Annotated in this window: 16 protein-coding genes; 6 read left to right on the plus strand and 10 right to left on the minus strand. The window is 60.9% G+C overall.

The window, feature by feature from the left end:
• Positions 1-78 precede the first annotated feature (78 nt).
• Positions 79-561, minus strand: coding sequence for an anti-sigma factor antagonist RssC (gene rssC / locus QMX88_RS23880; protein WP_037009276.1), 483 nt, complete (start codon positions 559-561; stop codon positions 79-81).
• Positions 561-1,742: a two-component system response regulator RssB gene (gene rssB / locus QMX88_RS23885; protein WP_282372705.1), complete on the minus strand. Its 1,182-nt coding sequence runs from the start codon at positions 1,740-1,742 to the stop codon at positions 561-563. Before rssB ends, rssC begins: the two co-directional genes overlap by 1 nt.
• 264 nt (positions 1,743-2,006) lie before the next feature.
• Between rssB and QMX88_RS23890 the strand changes: the two genes are divergently transcribed.
• Positions 2,007-2,306 carry a PilZ domain-containing protein gene (locus QMX88_RS23890; protein ID WP_192174294.1) on the plus strand — a complete coding sequence of 100 codons (300 nt, stop codon included), beginning with the start codon at positions 2,007-2,009 and terminating at the stop codon, positions 2,304-2,306.
• A gap of 96 nt (positions 2,307-2,402) precedes the next feature.
• On the opposite strand, the gene QMX88_RS23895 is transcribed toward QMX88_RS23890, so the two are convergent.
• On the minus strand, positions 2,403-3,104 hold the full coding sequence (locus QMX88_RS23895; protein ID WP_282372706.1) for an MlaA family lipoprotein: 702 nt from the start codon (positions 3,102-3,104) through the stop codon (positions 2,403-2,405).
• A 201-nt stretch (positions 3,105-3,305) separates the two neighbouring features.
• Between QMX88_RS23895 and QMX88_RS23900 the strand changes: the two genes are divergently transcribed.
• Both QMX88_RS23900 and QMX88_RS23905 read left to right on the plus strand, forming a co-directional pair.
• The gene (locus QMX88_RS23900) at positions 3,306-3,941 is read left to right on the plus strand and encodes an HAD family phosphatase (protein WP_282372707.1); all 636 of its coding nucleotides are present in this window, start codon (positions 3,306-3,308) and stop codon (positions 3,939-3,941) included.
• Positions 3,942-4,052: 111 nt separating this feature from the next.
• Entirely contained in the window at positions 4,053-4,316 is a 264-nt protein-coding gene (locus QMX88_RS23905) for a DUF4404 family protein (protein WP_074885178.1), read from the plus strand.
• Between the two features lie 79 nt (positions 4,317-4,395).
• Here the strand turns inward: QMX88_RS23905 and queF are convergent, their stop codons facing one another.
• The 5 genes from queF to QMX88_RS23930 all read right to left on the minus strand — a co-directional run bounded on the left by queF (position 4,396) and on the right by QMX88_RS23930 (position 9,091).
• Complete coding sequence (gene queF / locus QMX88_RS23910; protein ID WP_282372708.1) at positions 4,396-5,226, minus strand: NADPH-dependent 7-cyano-7-deazaguanine reductase QueF; 831 nt, start codon at positions 5,224-5,226, stop codon at positions 4,396-4,398.
• An 80-nt stretch (positions 5,227-5,306) separates the two neighbouring features.
• Entirely contained in the window at positions 5,307-5,834 is a 528-nt protein-coding gene (gene copI, locus QMX88_RS23915) for a copper-resistant cuproprotein CopI (protein ID WP_282372710.1), read from the minus strand.
• Positions 5,835-5,837: 3 nt separating this feature from the next.
• Positions 5,838-7,082 (minus strand): lipoprotein-releasing ABC transporter permease subunit, encoded by a 1,245-nt coding sequence (locus QMX88_RS23920; protein WP_282372711.1) that lies wholly within the window; start codon positions 7,080-7,082, stop codon positions 5,838-5,840.
• A 67-nt stretch (positions 7,083-7,149) separates the two neighbouring features.
• Positions 7,150-7,833 carry a lipoprotein-releasing ABC transporter ATP-binding protein LolD gene (lolD, locus tag QMX88_RS23925; RefSeq protein ID WP_167355799.1) on the minus strand — a complete coding sequence of 228 codons (684 nt, stop codon included), beginning with the start codon at positions 7,831-7,833 and terminating at the stop codon, positions 7,150-7,152.
• A 7-nt stretch (positions 7,834-7,840) separates the two neighbouring features.
• The gene (locus QMX88_RS23930; RefSeq protein ID WP_282372714.1) at positions 7,841-9,091 is read right to left on the minus strand and encodes a lipoprotein-releasing ABC transporter permease subunit; all 1,251 of its coding nucleotides are present in this window, start codon (positions 9,089-9,091) and stop codon (positions 7,841-7,843) included.
• Positions 9,092-9,240: 149 nt separating this feature from the next.
• On the opposite strand from QMX88_RS23930, the gene QMX88_RS23935 reads away from it, so the two are divergent.
• The gene (locus tag QMX88_RS23935) at positions 9,241-9,834 is read left to right on the plus strand and encodes a PilZ domain-containing protein (protein WP_282372715.1); all 594 of its coding nucleotides are present in this window, start codon (positions 9,241-9,243) and stop codon (positions 9,832-9,834) included.
• A gap of 74 nt (positions 9,835-9,908) precedes the next feature.
• Positions 9,909-10,631: a glycerophosphodiester phosphodiesterase gene (locus QMX88_RS23940; protein ID WP_282372716.1), complete on the plus strand. Its 723-nt coding sequence runs from the start codon at positions 9,909-9,911 to the stop codon at positions 10,629-10,631.
• A gap of 42 nt (positions 10,632-10,673) precedes the next feature.
• Here the strand turns inward: QMX88_RS23940 and sthA are convergent, their stop codons facing one another.
• Positions 10,674-12,068 carry a Si-specific NAD(P)(+) transhydrogenase gene (gene sthA / locus QMX88_RS23945; RefSeq protein ID WP_122538030.1) on the minus strand — a complete coding sequence of 465 codons (1,395 nt, stop codon included), beginning with the start codon at positions 12,066-12,068 and terminating at the stop codon, positions 10,674-10,676.
• Between the two features lie 286 nt (positions 12,069-12,354).
• Positions 12,355-16,917: a dermonecrotic toxin domain-containing protein gene (locus tag QMX88_RS23950; protein WP_282372717.1), complete on the minus strand. Its 4,563-nt coding sequence runs from the start codon at positions 16,915-16,917 to the stop codon at positions 12,355-12,357.
• A 297-nt stretch (positions 16,918-17,214) separates the two neighbouring features.
• Here QMX88_RS23950 and QMX88_RS23955 point away from each other — a divergent pair, with 297 nt between their 5' ends.
• The gene (locus QMX88_RS23955; protein WP_172611640.1) at positions 17,215-18,507 is read left to right on the plus strand and encodes an MFS transporter; all 1,293 of its coding nucleotides are present in this window, start codon (positions 17,215-17,217) and stop codon (positions 18,505-18,507) included.
• Positions 18,508-19,113: the final 606 nt, after the last annotated feature.

A 19,113-nucleotide genomic window follows, 5' to 3' on the forward strand; every position in this document is an offset into this window, starting at 1 on the left:
GCACCTGTGAGGGTGCCGCCCTTTTTTATTGCCTCGGTTCAGGACCGGGGCGTGTTACTGATCTTGCTGATGGCGCTTCTACTGGTGTTCGAGGGCGTTGACGAGATCACGGAAGGCTTCGCGGTTCGAATCGTTCAAGCCCATGAGGATCTTGTGGGCCTCCAGTACCTTGGCCTTGACCACGTCTTCGCACTGATCCTGGCTCGGCAGGTCGCTCAGGGCCTCAGGGCGGGGAATCGGCCGACCGACGATGTTGAACACCTGATCGAAGCCCATGGACTGCAACAGGCGCGTGATGTCTTCGTGGGTGGTCACGACTGTCGGCAACAACCCGGCCTTCTGGCGCGAGAGGATCGACAGCTTGGCCAGCAGACCGAGGGTCGTGCTGTCGATGCTGCGGGTTTCGGTCAGATCGATGACCACCGTCGAAAAGTTCATCGAGGTGAAGATCCGCTCAATTGTCGCATCCAACGCCGAGCACAGTGTCAGACGCACTTCACCCACAAACTTGAGGACGAATGTGCCATCTTGCTCGGCGAACTGGATTCTACCGGTACTCATTAAAGGTTCCTGCTCAACACTAACAAGGCGATATCATCCGGCATCTCCCCTAGCGTGGCCAATCCAAACGTCTGGCGCAGACCATCCAGGCTGCCCCCCGCCGCCTTGACCAGTTCGGGCAAGTTGGCTTCTTTCTCTTTGAGTGTATCACCTGGCAGAAGGTCTAGAATGCCATCGGACAGTAGCGTCAGACTAAAGGACTCAGGCAGATCGATGACGTGATCCGTGTAAGTCGCTTCGTTGAACAGTCCGACGGGCAGACCGCGGCCCTCAAGGTAATGCGTGTCGCCCGGGGTGTAGAATACCGGCAGCGGCAGATGACCGCCGACGCTGTAGGTCAATTGCCCGGTTTCCTCGTCGATCACGCCGCCCACCATCGTCACGTGCTTGCCCAGCTTGCAGCTGATCAGCCCGCGATTGATATGGCCCAGCACGTCGGACGGCTTGAACTCCGGCAGACTGCCGCCGCGCTTGGACTCGAACAGCAGACGCGTGGTCATGAACTTCAACAGCACGGTGATGAACGCTGACGATGCGCCATGGCCGGACACGTCCGCCAGATAGAACGCAACACGTCGCTCATCGACTCGAAAATAATCCACGAAATCGCCCGACAGGTACAGCGACGGAATGATCTCATGTTCGAATTCGAACGCGTCGATGGCCCAGGGGCTGGTGGGCAGCATGTTCATCTGCACCTGACGGCCTGCGTCCTGGTCTTCCTGCAGCAAATGCAGACTGGCCTCGAGCTCGCGGTTGGCGGTCTCCAGCTTCTGTCGGTATTCCTGGTTTTCGTGAAGCAGGCGCGCCCGATCCAGCGCGCGTCGGACCGAGTGCTCCAGCACGGCGAGGTCTTCGAGGGGTTTGATCAGGTAATCGGCAGCGCCAAGGCGCAGTGCTTCGACGGCATCGCTCATGACGCCCGCGCCAGACACCACGATGACCGGCGTTTCCGGCGCGAGGCTGGTGACCTGACGAATCAGTTCGAGACCGCCCACCTGCGGCATGCGCAGATCGCAGATCAGCAGATCGGGCTTTTCCTGCTCGAAAGTCTGTAGACCCTGCAGGCCATTACCGGCTTGCAGAACGCTGAACCCGCTGTCTTCCAAATAGGCTGCGAGACTCGCGCGCACTACTTCGTCGTCATCGATGATCAGCAGCGTGGCACTGGTTTTTTGCATGTGGGCAAACGGCGCCAGATTAGGTTGGCGTAGGCGGCTGGTTGCAGTCAGCCCGCGTACTGGATTCGCTTCTAGCCTCTCTGGCTCAGGTAGCGGACTTTTGGTCAAACGCTTCACATGACAGAGCTGCCCTTCAAGGCGCAGACGGTACTCCCATCCGCCTGGCGTTTCAAGCGGGCCCCGCTGCCGAGCGGTGTCTTTACATCGCAAATCGCCCGGAGTTATAAGAACCCTTAAATCAGCAATCAAAACAAAGGATGTGCCATGGGCCAGCTCGATCGCGATTACGAAGAAAAACGGGATTACATTCGCATGCGGGTCGATGCGGACATCAACCTGATCTACGCCGGCCAGATTATCCCGGCGGTCTGCGTGGATCTCTCCAGCTCCGGCATGCAAATACAGGCGCCCCGCTCATTCCAGGTGGGCGACAAGATCAGCGTGAGCATCGATTCCGAGCACGCCGCGCTCAAGGGCCTGGAGGCCGATACCGAGGTGGTGTGGATCGCCGACATCGACGGCGGCGAGCAGAAACTGGGGCTGACGATTCTGGCGATGAAGTGACGGCAGCCCGGAACTCCGTCACATTTTCGAAAAATAGCGAAAATAAAAAGGCGACCCTCGGGTCGCCTTTTTAGCATCGTTTTGCAGACCGCTGGATCAGAAGTCGTCGACGACCTTGCCGTCTTTGACCTTGAACTCGCGGTTCTGCAGGTAAGCGTTGCGGATGAAGATGTACTTGTCACCATTGATCAGCTTTTCAGCCGACAACAGGCTGGCGCGGGTGTCGACAACGCTCACGCCCAGCGCAGTGTTGCGCGTCGGCACGTGATCGATGTAACGCCAAGGCTGAGTATAGGTGTCCGGGTATTTGGCGAACGCGTCACGCACGGTACTTGGACCGAACAGCGGCAGCATCACGAACGGGCCGCTGGCAACGCCCCAATGACCGAGGGTCTGGCCGAAGTCTTCGTCGTTGCGCTGCAGGCCCATCTTGGTGCCCACGTCGAAGAAGCCGAGCAGACCAAAGGTGGTGTTGAAGATCAGGCGGGCGGTGTCGACGCCGGCGGCTTCAGGTTTGGCCTGGAGCACATCGTTGGCAAAGTTGGTCACTTCGCCGACGTTTTTGAACATGTTGTGGATGCCGTCTTCGAGGAACTGCGGCGTGATGAACTCATAGCCTTGGGCAATGGGCTTCAGCGCGTAGGTGTCGACGGTGTCGTTGAAACGGAAAATCGCACGGTTGACGCCTTCCCACGGATCTTCGTCTGCCGCATTTGCAGCCATCGGCGCCACGGCCAGGCTGGCCCACACGCACGTTCGAATCAGACGATTGATAAAGCCAGCACCGTTCTCGGGCATAGCTGAGACTCCCAGTCAAAGTAATCAAGTGGGCGCTACGCCCCAAACCAAAGGCGAGAGTATAAAGCGTTCTGTGACTATTTACGTCGCTGAAATGGTCGGTGTTTTGTAGGGCAATAAACATCCTGAATCACTATCATCGTTCGGTCATCGATTTGTCATGGCAATCCCTTAGCGTCATCGGCTTTGAGAGGGAATGCCATGCTCGCCCCAGTTGCCGTCGCTGCGCCGTCGTTCACCGCTGTATTGTTCGGATTGAGCGGTTGCCTCGTCGACTTCGGGGCACAGGCGCGCACGCTGCTCGGGAGTGATGGCAAGTCTCTTGTCTCGCAGGACGCCCAGCCATTCGCAACGCTCGCGCCCGGTGCGATCAACGCGTTGAAGCATCTGAAGCAGCTCGGCATTCCCTGCGCCTGGATCGATGAATACCCCTCCTCTATCACCGACCAACTGGCTGCGCCACTCGGCACTCTGGTTCTGCCCACCCCCACGCCGACCAACCGCTGGCCCGCGCCTGATGCGTGCTGGCAGGCGCTGATGACCCTCGGCGTCAGGCAACTGGACGGTTGCGTGCTGGTCAGCGGCGATCCGCGTCTGCTCATGGCCGGGATCAACGCAGGACTGTGGACGGTCGGGCTGGCGTCCTGCGGGCCGCTGTGCGGTTTGTCACCCGAGCAATGGGAGGCGTTGAGTGATCTGGATCGCGAGCGCCGTCGCGGCCGCGCCACCCTTGAGCTGTATGCCGCCGGCGCGCATTCGGTCATCGATCACTTGGGCGAACTGGAGTCGTGTCTGGCGGATATCACGCTGCGCCGACAGAAGTCGGAAAAGCCTTGAGCTGACTGAGGTCATGCACAGCGGCCGGGAGTGGATTAGTCTATGACCGTAAAGGACCTTTGCCTGCGCATTGCGGTCCATCGTGAGACTAATCAGATTAAGGAAGACCCCATGTCCGTCAGTGACTTGCAACTACAACTCAACACCTTGCGCGAGCAACTTGAGCAGAATCCGCAGCTGACCCTGGAGGAGCGCGGGAATCTGACCGAGGTCATGGAGCAGATCCAGGCGCAGATCGAACTGGAGACAGTCTCTCAGGACCCAAGTATCTCCGATGGCGTCAACCTGGCGGTCGAGCGGTTTGAAGTCGATCACCCCACCATTGCCGGCACCCTGCGCAATGTATTGGTCACCCTGGGCAGCATGGGGATCTGAATCATTCCTTCCCATTCATGTGAGAGCGCCACGCCGGTCGCTCCCACAGTGCGTTCACTTGCAGAACGTGAGTGAGATATTACTGCCGCGCGAGACGTCCGTTCTCCAGCGTCAGCGTTTCAGTGCTGCGGTAGGGGTTGATGTCCAGCCCGCCGCGGCGCACGTAACGCGCGTACACGGTCAGTTTCTCCGGCTTCAGCAAGCGCTGCAGGTCCATGAAGATGCGCTCCACGCACTGCTCGTGGAAATCCGAATGCTGGCGGAAGCTGACGATGTAGGCCAGGAAACTTGCGTGATCAAGCGCGGCGCCACGGTATTCGACCGCAACGCTGCCCCAGTCCGGCTGACTCGTCACCGGGCAGTTGGATTTGAGCAGATGGCTGTGCAGCGCATCGTCCACCACACGCGATTCATCGCAGCGCAGCAGCTCGGGTTGAGGGCGGTCGTAGCTTGAAATGCTCACGTCCAGGTCATCGACGCACACGCCCGGCACCGCGACAATCCCCTCGGCCTCGATGTCCTTCAGGCCCCGAATGCGCACCCCCACCGGCTTGCCAGCGGCAGCCGACAGATCCTTCTCCAGCGTGGCGATCAGCTCGGCTTCAGACGCAAACGCGGTCTGATTGAGCGAATTGAGGTAGAGCTTGAACGACTTGGATTCGATGATATTGGCCGAGTCCGCCGGAATGCTGAACTCACCGATAGCCACCACCGGCTTGCCCGACGGCAGCAGCCAGGACAGCTCGTAGCAATTCCAGAAATCGACACCCTTATAAGGCAGCGTCTCGGCGGTCAGCCCCAGCTCTGCCCATTTGGCAGCGCGCGGTATCGGGAACAGTAGAGACGGCGTGTAGGTGGCGATGTACTCGCTGGACTTGCCCAGCGGCGAGTGTTCGGCTGCGGGATGCATGGCGGGACCTGAACCTTAAAAAGCGGCTGTTAAAAACCAAGGCCGCGAAGTTTATCGGGTTCGGACCGGGTTTTCAGCGTTTACTGACTGATCGCCACCTTGCCGACCATGCCCGCCTGGTAATGCCCGGGAATATTGCAGGCGAACTCCAGGCCAGTGGCGTCGGTGAACGTCCAGGTCAGCTCGGCGGTTTTGCCTGGTTCGACCAGCACGCTGTTGGGATCGTCATGTTTCATGCTCCCGGCGCCCTGCTCCGAGCCGTGATCCATGCCGGCCATGTCGTGCTTCATGCCGGTCGGGGTCAGCATGCCGCTGGCCGTCATTTTCAGCATTTCCTGCTGATGCGCCGCATGCATGGCTGCATCACCGAGGTTGAACTCGTGCAACAGGCGGCCCTTGTTGACCAGCACGAAGCGCACGGTCTCGCCCTTTTTTACGTCCAGCGACTTAGGCTCAAAGTAGATATCGCCCAGGGTCACTTCAACCGTACGCGTTGCCTGAGCCGCATCGGCGGGATGACCGAAGGCGAAATGCTCGCCGGGTGACGCCTGCGCCGAGAGGCTTGCTCCCAGCACTAGGGCAATGGCGAAAAGACGGGGCATCCTCATTTCCTATTCGTAGCGCAAGGCGTGGGCCGGCTGGATCTGAGCGGCGCGGTAGGCCGGGTAGATCGTTGCCAGGAAGCTGAGGATAAACCCGGCACTGCAGATCAGCGCCACGTCACTGCCTTCGAGCTTCGACGGCAGATTGCTGATGAAGTAAACGTCCGAGGTGAAGATGTGCTGGCCCGTCACGCGCTCGACCCAGCCGACGATCTGGCTGACGTTGATCGCCGCAATCACGCCCAGCACGCCGCCGATCACGGTGCCGACGATGCCGATGACGGTGCCCTGAACTATGAAAATGCTCATAATCTGGCCGGGTGTCGCGCCGATGGTGCGCAGGATCGCGATGTCAGCGCCCTTGTCGTTTACCACCATGATCAGCGTGGCGATGATGTTGAACGCCGCCACGGCAACGATCATCAGCAACAGCAGACCGATCATGGTCTTTTCCATCTTCATTGCGCTGAACAGGCTGCCCTGGCTGTGGGTCCAGTCATCCGCCTTGTAGTCCGCACCGAGTCCGCCGGCGATGGCCGTCGACACCTGCGGCGCGGCGTACAGATCGGTCAGCGCCAGGCGCACACCCTGCACCTGATTGGGCTGCCAGCGCTGGATCACGGCGGCATCGGCCACGTTGACCAGCGCCATGGAACCGTCCAGCTCAGCGCCGACCTTGAATACGCCGACCACCGTTAAACGCTGCAGCCGCGGAGTGATGCCACCCGGGGCATTGCTGATTTCCGGCACGATCAGGGTCAGTTTGTCGCCAACGTTCAGACGAAAGCGCCGGGCGGTGATTTCGCCGATCACCACCCCAAACTCACCGGCCTTCAAGTCCTGCAGCCGGCCCTGCACGATGTGCTGGGTCACGATAGAGACTTTGGATTCCAGGGCCGGGTCGACGCCGTTGATCTGGATCGGCTGCATCGAGCCCTTGTACGACAGCATGCCGTCCATTTCAGTGAACGGCACGGCGGCAGTGACTTGCGGGTCCTTGAGCGACGCCTTCGCGGCCGGCTGCCAGTCGTCCAGGGGCTTCACCCCGGAGATGACTGCATGGGGGACCATGCCGAGGATCCGCGAACTCATTTCCTGCTGGAAACCGTTCATCACGGACAGCACCACGATCATCGCCAGCACGCCCAGCGCCAGGCCGATCATCGAGGTCATGGAAATGAACGAGATGAAGTGGTTGCGACGCTTGGCCCGCGTGTAGCGCGTACCGATAAAGATGGATAACGGTCTGAACATTCGTGGAGCACCGTAACTAAGCAGCTAAAAGTAAAAGCCGATGCCCGATAGACACCGGTTGCACGGGTCAGGCTTCGACCAGACGGCCTTCTTCAAGACGCCACACGCGGTCCATCTGCCGGGCCAGCGTCATGTCGTGGGTCACCACCAGAAACGCGGTGCGCGACGACGTGCTGAGTTCCAGCATGAGGTCTTGAATCCCCTGGGCCGTGTGCGAATCGAGGTTGCCGGTAGGCTCGTCGAGCATCACCAGACCCGGCTGGTTGACCAGCGCGCGGGCAATCGCCACCCGTTGACGTTCGCCGCCGGACAACTCCGACGGCTTGTGCGCCAGGCGATGCTTGAGCCCTACCCGCTCCAGCAGCGCGGTTGCACGCTGACGGGCTTCCGGAATCGGCGTCTTGCCAATCAACAATGGCATGCAGACGTTTTCCAGCGCCGTGAACTCGGCCAGCAAGTGGTGGAACTGATAGACGAAGCCAAGGGCGCGATTGCGCAGCAGGCCGCGAGCCTTTTCGTTCAGCGCCGAGAGCTCTTCACCGGCCAGCCAGACGCTGCCTTCGGTGGGCGTGTCGAGGCCGCCGAGCAGGTTGAGCAAGGTACTTTTGCCCGACCCCGAACTGCCGACGATCGCCACGCGTTCGCCCGGGTGCAATTCCAGTTGCAGCCCGGACAGCACGACCACGGATTCCGGACCTTCCTCGTAGGATTTGCCCAGGTTGCGGCAGCTCAGTACAGCTTTATCACTCATGCCCGACTCACTCATAACGTAGCGCCTCCGCCGGCTGGGTGCGCGCAGCACGCCAGGCTGGATACAGGGTGGCGAGGAAACTCAGGACCAGCGCCGCGCCGCATACCAGCAGCACGTCCTGGGCCATCAATTGCGAAGGCAGATAGTCGATGAAGTAGACATCCGCATTGAGGAACTTGTGACCGATCAAACCTTCCAGCGCGGAAATCGCCGAACTGACGTTGAGCGCCGCGAGAATGCCGACAACTGCGCCGATCAGCGTGCCGACCACACCGATGACCGTGCCCTGAACCATGAAGATCGCCATGATCTGGCCCGGGGTCGCGCCCAGCGTGCGAAGGATGGCGATGTCACCGCGCTTGTCGTTGACCACCATCACTAGCGTGGAAATGATGTTGAACGCCGCGACCGCCACGATCAGCAACAGCAGCAGGCCGATGATGGATTTCTCCATGCCGATCGCCTGATAGAGGTTGCCGTGGGTGCGCGTCCAGTCGCGGGAGTAATACTGATGCTCGCCGAGATTCTGGGCGATTTCGTACGCGGTGCGCGGCGCCTTGAACAGATCGGTGAATTTCAGGCGCAAGCCCTGCACCTGGTCCGGCTTCCAGCGGTGCAGCCGTGCAAGATCCTGCAGATTGGTGACGCCCAGGTAGCCGTCCAGCTCGCCGGCGCCGACGTGAAAGATGCCGACTACGGTGAAGCGCTTCATGCGCGGGAACATGCCGGCCGGCGTCACGGTGACTTCCGGGGACACGAAAGTGACTTTGTCGCCCATGCCGACACCGAGCTTGGTCGCGGCCTTGTCGCCGATCACCACGCCGAAGCCGCCCGCGACCAGATCATCGAGGCTGCCCTGCTTCATGAATCCGTCGATGATCGACACCTTGCGCTCCTGCGCCGGGTCGATGGCGTTGAGCAGGATCTTCTGCACGTTGCCGTTGTTGGTCAGCAGGCCTTGCATCTGGGTGAACGGCGCAACGGCTTCGACCTGTTTGTTCTGTTTGACCCGAGCGGCCAGGGCCTGCCAGTCATTGATCGGTTCGCCGGACTCGATGGTGGCGTGGGGCACCATGCCCAGCACGCGGGTGCGCATCTCATGGTCGAAGCCGTTCATGACAGACAGCACGACGATCATCACGACCACGCCCAGGGCGAGGCCGATCATCGACGTCAGGGAAATGAAGGAGACAAAGTGATTACGGCGCTTTGCACGGGTGTAGCGCGTGCCGATGAATACAAAAAGAGGTCTGAACATTTAGGCGCTTGTTCGGAGGAATGGGAACGTGCTTGTGGCGGGCCTGGGGCAAGCGGCTTTACACTCGAATCACCGCCGAATCATGCTCGGAAAGCTGAGCTATGATCTTGAGCAATCACTCTGACAACCGCCGCTACCATGGGTTCGCCATGCCGACACTAGATGAAGAAGAACGCCGCGAATACTACCGTATCGAGGACAGCGTCGCACTGGAAATTAACCGGATTGCCGGCCCCGGCACGGGAGATGAACCTGGCCATCACGACACTTCGACGCTCTTCGATCTGCTGAGCGAATTGCACGTCGCCGAGTTCGAATCCCAGCATCTGCTGCGTCAGCTGGATGATCGCGACCGCACCACCAACAGCTTCCTTCGGGCCATGAGCAAACGCATCGACCTGCTCGGCCAAGTGGTTGCGCACACCGCACTGGGCAAGCTCGGCGCCCCGCAGCGCGTGATCATGTCCGAGGGCGGCCTGCAATTCGAAACCCCTCAACCCTTCCAGCCCGGCACCCTGCTGTCGGTGAAAATGGTGCTGATGCCCCAGGCTTCCGGGATGATGCTGCGCGCACGGGTGACGCAGTGCCATGCCTTGACCATCGGCGATTTTGACGTCGGCACGGAGTGGATCGACCTCACCGATGCCCAGCGCCAATTGCTCGCCCGACACATCCTGCAACGACAAGCCGCTCAGAGGCGACTGGCCCGTGAGCAAAGTGACCCCGACGTAAAGCCAAACTGATTCCAGCGCCACTTTCCAGCTCGACTTTATTTCAGAGCGATTTATTCCCGCGCCATGCGTACCAAGGAGTGATTGTGACCCTTATTTACGGCCACCGCGGCGCCAAGGGCGAAGCACCGGAAAACACCCTGACCAGCTTTCAGGAATGCCTCAAACACGGCGTAAAACGCTGCGAACTGGATCTGCACCTGTCCCGCGATGGCGAGCTGATGGTGATCCATGACCCTACCCTCAAGCGCACCACCGACCGGCGCGGCAAAGTCGTCGAACACGACGCCGCCGATCTGGTGACCTACGACGCGCGCAAGGGCGGCCCGGGCTGGGTGCAGCCCTGCCCCATTCCGCGCCTGGAAGAACTGTTCGAGAAATGCCCCTTCGATCACTGGCAGCTGGAAGTCAAAAGCGCGTCACGCACCCGTGCCGCAACGACCGTGCTGGCCATCCGCGAAATGGCTCAGCGCCACGGACTGCTGGAGAAAGTAACGATCACGTCGAGTTCCCGGGAAGTGCTGCGCGCGGCTTTGGAACTGACGCCAGACATTTCGCGCGGCCTGGTGGCGGAATACGCCTGGCTCGACCCCCTGAAAGTGGCTCAGGGCTACGGATGCGAGATACTCGCGCTGAACTGGACGCTGTGCACGCCCGAGCGCTTGAAGAAAGCCCAGAATCAGGGCCTGCATGTCTCGGTGTGGACAGTCAACGAGCCCGCGCTTATGCGCAGACTCGCCGACTTCGGCGTTGACAGCCTGATTACAGACTTTCCCGGTTTGGCCAGCGCCACCCTTGGGAAGTACTGAACTCGGTCTCCCCGGCCGGCTCAGGCCACCGGCCGGAGCCGCTCAAAAAAGCCGGTTGAGGCCGTCGTACGCCGCTACCCGATAGGCCTCGGCCATGGTCGGGTAGTTGAACGTGGTGTTGACGAAATACTTGATGGTGTTCGCCTCGCCCGGCTGATTCATGATCGCCTGACCGATGTGCACGATCTCCGATGCCTGGTCGCCGAAGCAGTGCACGCCGAGGATCTGCAGGGTTTCCCGGTGAAACAGGATCTTCAGCATGCCGACCGGCTCGTTGGAAATCTGCGCACGGGCCATGCTCTTGAAAAACGCCTTGCCCACTTCGTACGGCACTTTGGCCACGGTAAGGTCATGCTCGTTCTGACCGATCGAGCTGATCTCGGGGATGGTGTAGATCCCGGTCGGCACGTCGTTGACGAAGCGCCACGCGCCGTTGTCCACCGCGCTGCCCGAGGCCGACCGACCCTGGTCATAGGCCGCACTGGCCAGACTCGGCCAGCCGATCACGTCGCCTGCACCATAAATGTTCGGCTGGCTGGTGCGGTAGGCTTCGTCGACATCGATCTGACCGCGACCGTTGGCCTTGATGCCGACGTTTTCCAGACCCAGCTTGTCGGTGTTGCCGGTACGGCCGTTACACCACAGCAAGGCATCGGCCTTGACCTTCTTGCCGGACTTGAGGTGCAGGATCACACCGTTGTCCAGCCCTTCAACGCGCTCGTATTCCTCGTTGTGACGAACCATCACGTTGTTGTTGCTGAAGTGATAGCTCAGGCCCTGAGAGATTTCCGAGTCGAGGAAGCTCAGCAGTTGGTCACGGTTGTCGATCAGTTCGATCTCGACGCCAAGGCCACTGAAAATCGACGCGTATTCGCAGCCGATGACGCCTGCGCCGTAGATGATCAGTTTGCGCGGGGTGTGACCCAGGCTGAGGATGGTGTCGCTGTCGTAGATACGCTTATGGGAAAAGTCGATATCGGCGGGCCGATAAGGCCGCGAGCCGGTGGCGATGATGATCTGGTTGGCAACCAGTTTTTCCACGACGCCGGTGTTGCACACGACATCAATGCTGCGCTCGTCGGCGAAGCTGCCGGTGCCGAAAAACACGTCGACACGGTTGCGCGCGTAGTAACCGGTGCGCGACGCCACTTGCTTGTTGATGACCTTCTCGGCGTTCTTCAGAACGTCCGGGAACGAGAACCAGCGTGGCTCGCCGATGGCGCGGAACATCGGGTTGGTGTTGAACTGGATGATCTGTTTGACCGAGTGACGCAGGGCCTTCGACGGGATCGTGCCCAGGTGCGTGCAGTTGCCGCCGACCTGCCGACGGCTGTCGACCATTGCCACCTTACGCCCGGCCTTGGCAGCGTTCATTGCCGCGCCTTCACCCGCCGGGCCCGAACCCAGCACTACCACGTCGTAGTTGTAGACAGCCATGCGTACTCCTCAGAACTGGCCGAGCCACCACTCTGGTGCCTCTGGCTGAATCATGCCGCTCCGGGCGGCATGAAGGATCGAAACTCGCGGCGCAGTCTAGTCGCACCGAGGGCAAACGACCATTAACCCTTGGTCGCGTCCCTCGGCAGACTTCCCTACGCTTTTGCGGGTCGAGGGGCGGAAGCCTTACTCGACTGCAGAATTGCTGCGGATGATAAATCCCTTGCGTGACGAATCCTAAAAAAATCGCACGTCCAGGCAACTGCCTCTGCAGCGGCCCTGGAATTTACTCGGCCAGATGCAGAAACAACCGCTGCGCGAGTTCCTTGCCGATGGCACTGCGATAAATGCTCACGACTTCCTTATTGTCCTTGGCCGCCTTGAGCATCGCCCTGTAACCCATCAGTCGCTGTTCAGGCAGTTTCAGGTGCGCGGCGGTGAAGGCGTCGGCTGCGGCATCTTCACTGGCGTAATGAAAATGCGCCCACCACAGCAGATGGTCTTCCTTGTCGCGAATGGCGTATTCCTGCACGAAGTCGTTGCGGCGGGCGCCCGACATATTTTTTCGGCCGTCAACCCGGGCGATGTGCACCTCGTGCTGGCGATCCAGATAACTGATCCGGCTGGCTGTCGGCGGTTGTCGCTTGATCATGTCGATGCGCAATTGCCGGCCCTGCTCGCGAAGTCGCTGCCCGGCCTCACGCAACTCGTCCAGCAGCGTCTGCACGGCCTGGGCCCCGCTTTCCCCCGCTTCGGAATCGTCCAGATGAATCTGCAGCTTCTCCGCCAGCTCACCGAGCTTGTCGGCCTTTTGCACCAGGATGTCTTCCATGTCCTCTGGCTCATTGGCGCGAAGGGATTGGCGCACCGCAATGGCGATGTCAGTTTCTATCCGCTGCAGCAAGGCGCGGCCGCGACGCATGAGCTCTGCCAGCGGGACGATACTGTCACGATTGACCGGATGGCGGCGCTGGTCCTCGAGTTCAACCCACTCCCCTTCCGCATGCTGGTGGTACGTGCCGACGACGCGATCACCGGTGGCGTCCTTGACCTCCACGACTTCACCCAGTGAAGGCTCTTCACCTTCGCGCAGACGGCCAATCAACGTGCGTTGGCCTCGGGTCTTGATCACCCGCTTGCGCGTCTGGGCCGCGCGCGGAACATATTCGGCAAGCGTCTCGGCGGGCTCCTCGCTCTCGCGAATGAGGTCCGAAAGCCGGTGCTCGGCGCGGTCGGAGATCAACGAAAGATCCTCGAGAAAACGATTGAAATGCCCGGTATTGACCGCTTCGGGCTCACTTTCAAAGGCGGCGAGCGCGACTATCGAGGCCCGGTCATATTCCCTGAGGGAGCTTTCCAGCACAGCGATCTGTTCGGCGATCGTGTAATCGTGTGGCCTTTCCAGCTCGGCCTGAGAGCTCAGCGCCGAGTGCAGCGAGTCGTCGTTGAGCATGCGCTTGAGCGTCACCGCCCTGTGGGTGTCCAGGATGGTCTCGGCGCTGAAACACAGTTCGAGGGACGACCACATGCGACTGGCGCGCCAATCGAGGAGGGAGAACATCCGGTTGTTGTAAAACTCCAGCGCTTCCGTGCGCCAGTATGCCTCGCCGACTTTCGGCACCTCGCGCAACCGCTGCCACAGCCCTTCCCTGACCAGCGCCCAGTGCACTCCGCTCTCTTGCAGCACCAGGGACTTCTCGAACAGCCCCAGATAGATACCGACATTCTCGAGAGAGAGAATCCCGGACACGGCGCGCATCCGGGCCAATTCTTCTTTAGCGACGATGAGCATGTCGCTGAGCAGCACGCCTTCAAGCAGACAGATCCGTCGGGCAATACCTTGCAGATCCTTGGCATAGGTCTTGTCAGGGGTGCGATCGGCAGGACGCAATGACTGGTCGATAGCATTTTTGCGGTCGATGATCTCCATCACGGCGCGGATGTCTGTTTCCAGCAACGAAGTGATCTCATGGTGCCTTTCGAGCGGCAGGGCATCGATACGGTTGTCGTTCTCCACAATCCTGATGTAAAGATCGTTCTGGCGCTTGAGCAGCTCGGACTTTTCCGCGATGGCCAGCTTGAGTCGGGCGGCGTTTTCCAGCGCGAGTTGCCGGGCGCTGCGCTTGGGGCCGCCGCCGCGAAGGCGCAGCCCAAGGTCGAGACGCCAGACCTCACTCTCACGCGCAAGCCAGGGCCCGGTGAGTTCATCGTTTCGCGGGTCGATAATCTGCACGTGGTCGCTCACCTGAACCCTGTACACCGCACCATCAATGCGCGCGTACCACGCGCCATTCAGCTCATACAGCCCTTGGGTGCCAGCGGCGCCTGATGGCTCCGGCAGCAAAGGCGCTGGCCGGACTTCAAACGCCTGCAGCGCAACCTGCTGGGCAGCCGTCAGGCTCAGATCGGCGCGCGACCAGGAAAAATCCAGCTGTGTTCTCACTGTGCCGGGCAGCGGGTCGGGCTCTGCTACAGGCATTGGCTCAGGTGCAAGGGTCGGACTGGGTGCTGCCAGCAGGTCTGCCAGATTCGGCCGAGCTACCCCTGCTGATCGCCCGCGCGCCGGAATGACACGATTAGCCTGGGTGCTATGCAGCAGCAACATCGCCACGGTGAGCAGCAAATTGCCCATGGACTCTTCACGATCACCGTCAGTGGCATTGCGCTCAGAGGCCAGGGCCCCTTGCGCCTCGTTCATCATCTGCACCAGCCACAGCGCATTACCGACGGGGCCGGAGACAAACGGCATGACGGTCTCCAGCGCCAGCCAGCCACCGCGCTTGAGCAAGGCCCAGCGACTTTCGGCGTTGGACGTGGACTGCCTGTCCGCCAGCTCGACCAGCGCGGCTGCATTGGCCTTGAACAGCGCAACCAGCGGGTCACCGACGACTTCGTCGACAGCCAACTGCGCAGGCGCCGGGGTTTCCAGGGGTGCGAACTCCGAGCCCTGGCCGAAGCGCACGATGTGCGGCTGATCGAAGCCGCCATTGCCGTAAACCTGCCGCGCGTGATCGTCCATCCACGTCAGCACGTCATCCTGAAGCTCACCGGGTTCGACGATGGCGGCGCGCAGGGCTGCCCAGGACTCGAATTCGATCAGCGACTGGCGGGAAAACGGCCGATACAGCACCACCGGATCCCTGGACGTATCGCGGTCACTGATCACGAACATGTTGGCGACCGCATCGGCCTTCCTGCCAACCATGGCGCGGAAGGCCAGTGGACGCAACGTCGTGTTGCGCAGCGCTGAAGGGCGCGGTTCCGGCGGCTGCACGAGGGCGGCAACACGCTGACAGGCGCTGTCACAAAAGTGCCCCTCGCTCCGCATTTTCAGCTCCAGCGCCCGCAGTGGCAGCTGCGCCCGAAGCTGATCGATGTACGCCGCCTGACGCTTGGCGGATTCACCGGGGTCAGTCACCAGCAGCCGTTTCAGCAGCGCAGGATAATGGCGTCCGATGTCCACCTGACACACCAGCAGCCGCAGGTAATCGGCGCTGAACCAGTCCGGCGCCGGGGTGCCGTCCCTGTGCACGACGTGCAGCGCACCGGCCGGCTCGCCGGAAAGGTTCTCCAGAGCAAACTCGGCGAGGCTCATGCGCACCGGCTCGACCACGCCCGAGGTGACCACCTGACCACCGCCGGGAATCGCGGCAGCGACCACTTTGCGGATAACGACGTCCAGGTCGGCTATCAGCAGATCTGCGGCCTCCGGGTGATCGGCGAGCATTTCGCGCTGCAGTTGCTGACTGGCGTAATCGAGCAACAGCGGAATGTCTTCGTTGAACCTGCTCCCTGCGCCCGCTGGAGCGCTCGCCAACGCAATCATTCGACGGCTGAAATCCATGCGGTCGGCAACGCTGGCGTTGCGCAACCAGTCAGGAAGGGTTTCGGGGGTTTCCATCCCGGGGATGGCGGGGATCAGAAAAGGCGTGATGTCTGTGGCGATGGCCATCCGGCGATCAAGATCGGCAAAATCTTCTGCGTCGGCGTGATCGAGCCGGGTGATCTGCTGCAATTGGCAAGCAAGGATTGACTGGGCCAATGCGTTGAACAGGTCTCCCTCAACCTCGCGCAGTGCCCAGGTTTCGGGGTGGGTGGCGGCCGGCGAAGTATCGAGGCTGGCCAGCAGATCAGCCAGCGAGCCATGCCTGACGATCAGACCCGGCGACTGCCATGTGAAAAACATCTCCGTGCCGCCCCACACGCCGGTCGCTGCCAGCACGGGCAGGACTGACGCCGGTGAGGAAGCGGCCGCTGGCTGGGGGATGCAGGCACGAACGACATCATCCGCATGGACCTTGTCGATACTCAGCATGAAATTGCGTTGGGTCTGGTCGGGAAAATAAGCGATGGGACGAAGGAAATCGCCCTCGTTTTTGTGCAGCGCCGGGGTGGCGTTCAACGCTCGCAGATAGCCCTTCTTCAGCGCATCGGACAGCTGCGCCCAAGGGCTCTGCCCATCGGCAGCCGGCGCTTCCCAGAAATCCATCAGCGCCTGCTGGAACTGTTCGTTCAGCGCCAGAGCAACCGTATCGACCAGAACATTCAACTGATCGAAATCGATGGGCGTCGGGGTCGCGTCCTGTACGGCGGGATCGATGACAAGTGTGTTGGCTTCGGAGCGCCAAAGGGGAGTCTTGCCCGTCAGGAATGCCTGCTGCAGATTTCTCAACAGTGTTTCCGCGCGCTGGGTGCCGTCGGAGGCGGTTCGGGTGATGACGCAAATCTCGGGATCGATTTCGAGGTCCGGGAATTGTTGTTGCAGTGCGTATTGCAGCTGTTTGATCGCGACGTTATGCAAGGTCGGTCGCCGGGAAACTCCAGCGATCAGATGAAGGGTTGAGCTCATTGGCCAGTTAACTCGTGCAATGGATTGAGGATCGCTCAGGGCCCCGTGAGGCACTGAGAGAATGTGCGGGGAGTTAAACCGGGAACGAGTCCATCGATGGGATACATAAATATTGTTTTCACGCGGGCGCAGCGGGAGGTCCGTGGTCGATGGCCGGGGCGTTCTGATTGCCAACCGCCAGCTTTACACATATCGTTACAAATCTGGGGCGCCCGAGGCCAAGCGCGGGCGCCGCAGCAGAGGACGCATAAATATAACGGATCCCCCCAGCTAGACAGCTTAAGTGAGTAATTCCAGATGGCCTCGAATACGGGCAAAGGCAAGGCGATATTTCGCGTTGTGAGCGGCAACTTCCTTGAAATGTTTGACTTCATGGTCTATGGCTTCTACGCCACAGCCATCGCCAAAACCTTCTTCCCCGCCGACAGTGAATTCGCATCGCTGATGCTGTCGCTGGCGACTTTCGGTGCCGGTTTCCTCATGCGCCCGCTGGGTGCGATTTTCCTCGGCGCCTACATCGACCACCACGGCCGGAAAAAGGGCCTGGTCATTACGCTGGCGATGATGGCCATGGGTACGGTGCTGATTGCCTGCGTGCCGGGCTACGCGACCCTGGGCGTCGCCGCGCCGCTGCTGGTGCTGATCGGGCGTCTGCTGCAAGGCTTCTCCGCAGGCGTTGAACTGGGCGGTGTCTCGGTTTATCTGGCGGAAATTTCCACGCCGGGCCGCAAGGGCTTTTTCGTCAGCTGGCAATCGGCAAGCCAACAGGCAGCGGTGGTTTTCGCCGGTCTGCTGGGGGTTGGCCTGAACCACTGGCTGAGCCCGGAAGACATGGGCCAATGGGGCTGGCGCGTGCCGTTCCTGATCGGCTGCCTGATCGTTCCGGCGATCTTCGTGATCCGTCGCTCGCTGGAAGAAACCCCTGAGTTCGAAGCCCGCGCGCAACACCACCGCCCAAGCCTGGGCGAAGTGGTCAAGTCGATCGGCCAGAACTTCGGACTGGTCATCGCCGGCATGGCGCTGGTGGTCATGACCACGGTGTCGTTCTACCTGATCACCGCCTACACCCCGACGTTCGGCAAAAACGAGCTGCACCTGTCTGATCTGGACAGCTTGCTGGTGACCGTCTGCGTCGGGATTTCGAACTTCATCTGGCTGCCTGTGATGGGCGCGCTGTCCGACCGGATCGGCCGCAAGCCCCTGCTGCTGGCGGCGACCATTCTGGCGATCATCACGGCGTACCCTGCCCTGTCCTGGCTGACCGCCAACCCGAGCTTCGGCAACCTGCTGATGGTCGAGCTGTGGCTGTCTTTCCTGTACGGCTCGTACAACGGCGCGATGGTGGTTTCCCTGACCGAGATCATGCCGGTCGAAGTGCGCACCACCGGCTTCTCCCTGGCCTACAGCCTGGCGACCGCGACGTTCGGCGGTTTCACGCCGGCGGCCTGTACTTACCTGATTCACGTGCTAGATAACAAAGCGGCTCCGGGCATCTGGCTGAGCGGCGCTGCGGTGCTGGGGCTGATCGCCACGCTGGTGCTGTTCCGCAAGGGTCAGACGCGGATTCAGGGTGTGACGGCGGTCGGCTGATCGCCGAGAGCTATAAGCGGCAAGCAGCAAGTAAAAACAAAAACGCCCCGAACCAGTCGGGGCGTTTTTTATTTCCAGATGGCATGAGTGTCACTGCAACCCATCGTTGTCCAGAGTCCGCGCTGTCGCGCAGCAAACACGGTCCCTGTGGGAAAGAGGCCAGGACTGCCAGCCACTTTCTCTGGTGATTGATAGTCAGCCTTCGCGAGCAAGCTCGCTCCCACAGGATCGTGGGTCGCCTCGGGATTTCAGCCGTTTCGTAGGACTTGTGGGAGTGACCGGGGTGGCGCTCCACCTTGCTCACGAAGAGGCCGGGACTGCCAGCCACCTTCTCTGGTGATTGACAGTCAGCCTTCGCGAGCAAGCTCGCTCCCACAGGATCGTGGGTCGCCTCGGGATTTCTGCCGTTTCGCAGGACTTGTGGGAGTGAGCTTGCTCACGAAGAGTCCGGGACAGCCAGCCATTTTCTCTGGTGATTGACAGTCAGCCTTCGCGAGCAAGCTCGCTTCCACAGAATCGAGGGTCGCCTCGGGATTTCAGCCGTTTCGTAGGACTTGTGGGAGTGACCGGGGTGGCGCTCCACCTTGCTCTCGAAGAGGCCGGGAC

It is taken from the genome of Pseudomonas sp. PS02290 (assembly GCF_029960075.1).
Taxonomy (GTDB): domain Bacteria; phylum Pseudomonadota; class Gammaproteobacteria; order Pseudomonadales; family Pseudomonadaceae; genus Aquipseudomonas.

Excerpts from the sequence above, each read along its gene's own strand:
- queF (WP_282372708.1), bottom strand. The coding sequence starts at position 5,226 with ATGCATCCCGCAGCCGAACACTCGCCGCTGGGCAAGTCCAGCGAGTAC.
- QMX88_RS23890 (WP_192174294.1), top strand. The coding sequence starts at position 2,007 with ATGGGCCAGCTCGATCGCGATTACGAAGAAAAACGGGATTACATTCGC.
- QMX88_RS23950 (WP_282372717.1), bottom strand. The coding sequence starts at position 16,917 with ATGAGCTCAACCCTTCATCTGATCGCTGGAGTTTCCCGGCGACCGACC.
- QMX88_RS23930 (WP_282372714.1), bottom strand. The coding sequence starts at position 9,091 with ATGTTCAGACCTCTTTTTGTATTCATCGGCACGCGCTACACCCGTGCA.
- QMX88_RS23920 (WP_282372711.1), bottom strand. The coding sequence starts at position 7,082 with ATGTTCAGACCGTTATCCATCTTTATCGGTACGCGCTACACGCGGGCC.
- QMX88_RS23895 (WP_282372706.1), bottom strand. The coding sequence starts at position 3,104 with ATGCCCGAGAACGGTGCTGGCTTTATCAATCGTCTGATTCGAACGTGC.
- copI (WP_282372710.1), bottom strand. The coding sequence starts at position 5,834 with ATGAGGATGCCCCGTCTTTTCGCCATTGCCCTAGTGCTGGGAGCAAGC.
- QMX88_RS23955 (WP_172611640.1), top strand. The coding sequence starts at position 17,215 with ATGGCCTCGAATACGGGCAAAGGCAAGGCGATATTTCGCGTTGTGAGC.
- rssB (WP_282372705.1), bottom strand. The coding sequence starts at position 1,742 with ATGCAAAAAACCAGTGCCACGCTGCTGATCATCGATGACGACGAAGTA.
- QMX88_RS23900 (WP_282372707.1), top strand. The coding sequence starts at position 3,306 with ATGCTCGCCCCAGTTGCCGTCGCTGCGCCGTCGTTCACCGCTGTATTG.
- sthA (WP_122538030.1), bottom strand. The coding sequence starts at position 12,068 with ATGGCTGTCTACAACTACGACGTGGTAGTGCTGGGTTCGGGCCCGGCG.
- rssC (WP_037009276.1), bottom strand. The coding sequence starts at position 561 with ATGAGTACCGGTAGAATCCAGTTCGCCGAGCAAGATGGCACATTCGTC.
- QMX88_RS23935 (WP_282372715.1), top strand. The coding sequence starts at position 9,241 with ATGCCGACACTAGATGAAGAAGAACGCCGCGAATACTACCGTATCGAG.
- QMX88_RS23905 (WP_074885178.1), top strand. The coding sequence starts at position 4,053 with ATGTCCGTCAGTGACTTGCAACTACAACTCAACACCTTGCGCGAGCAA.
- lolD (WP_167355799.1), bottom strand. The coding sequence starts at position 7,833 with ATGAGTGATAAAGCTGTACTGAGCTGCCGCAACCTGGGCAAATCCTAC.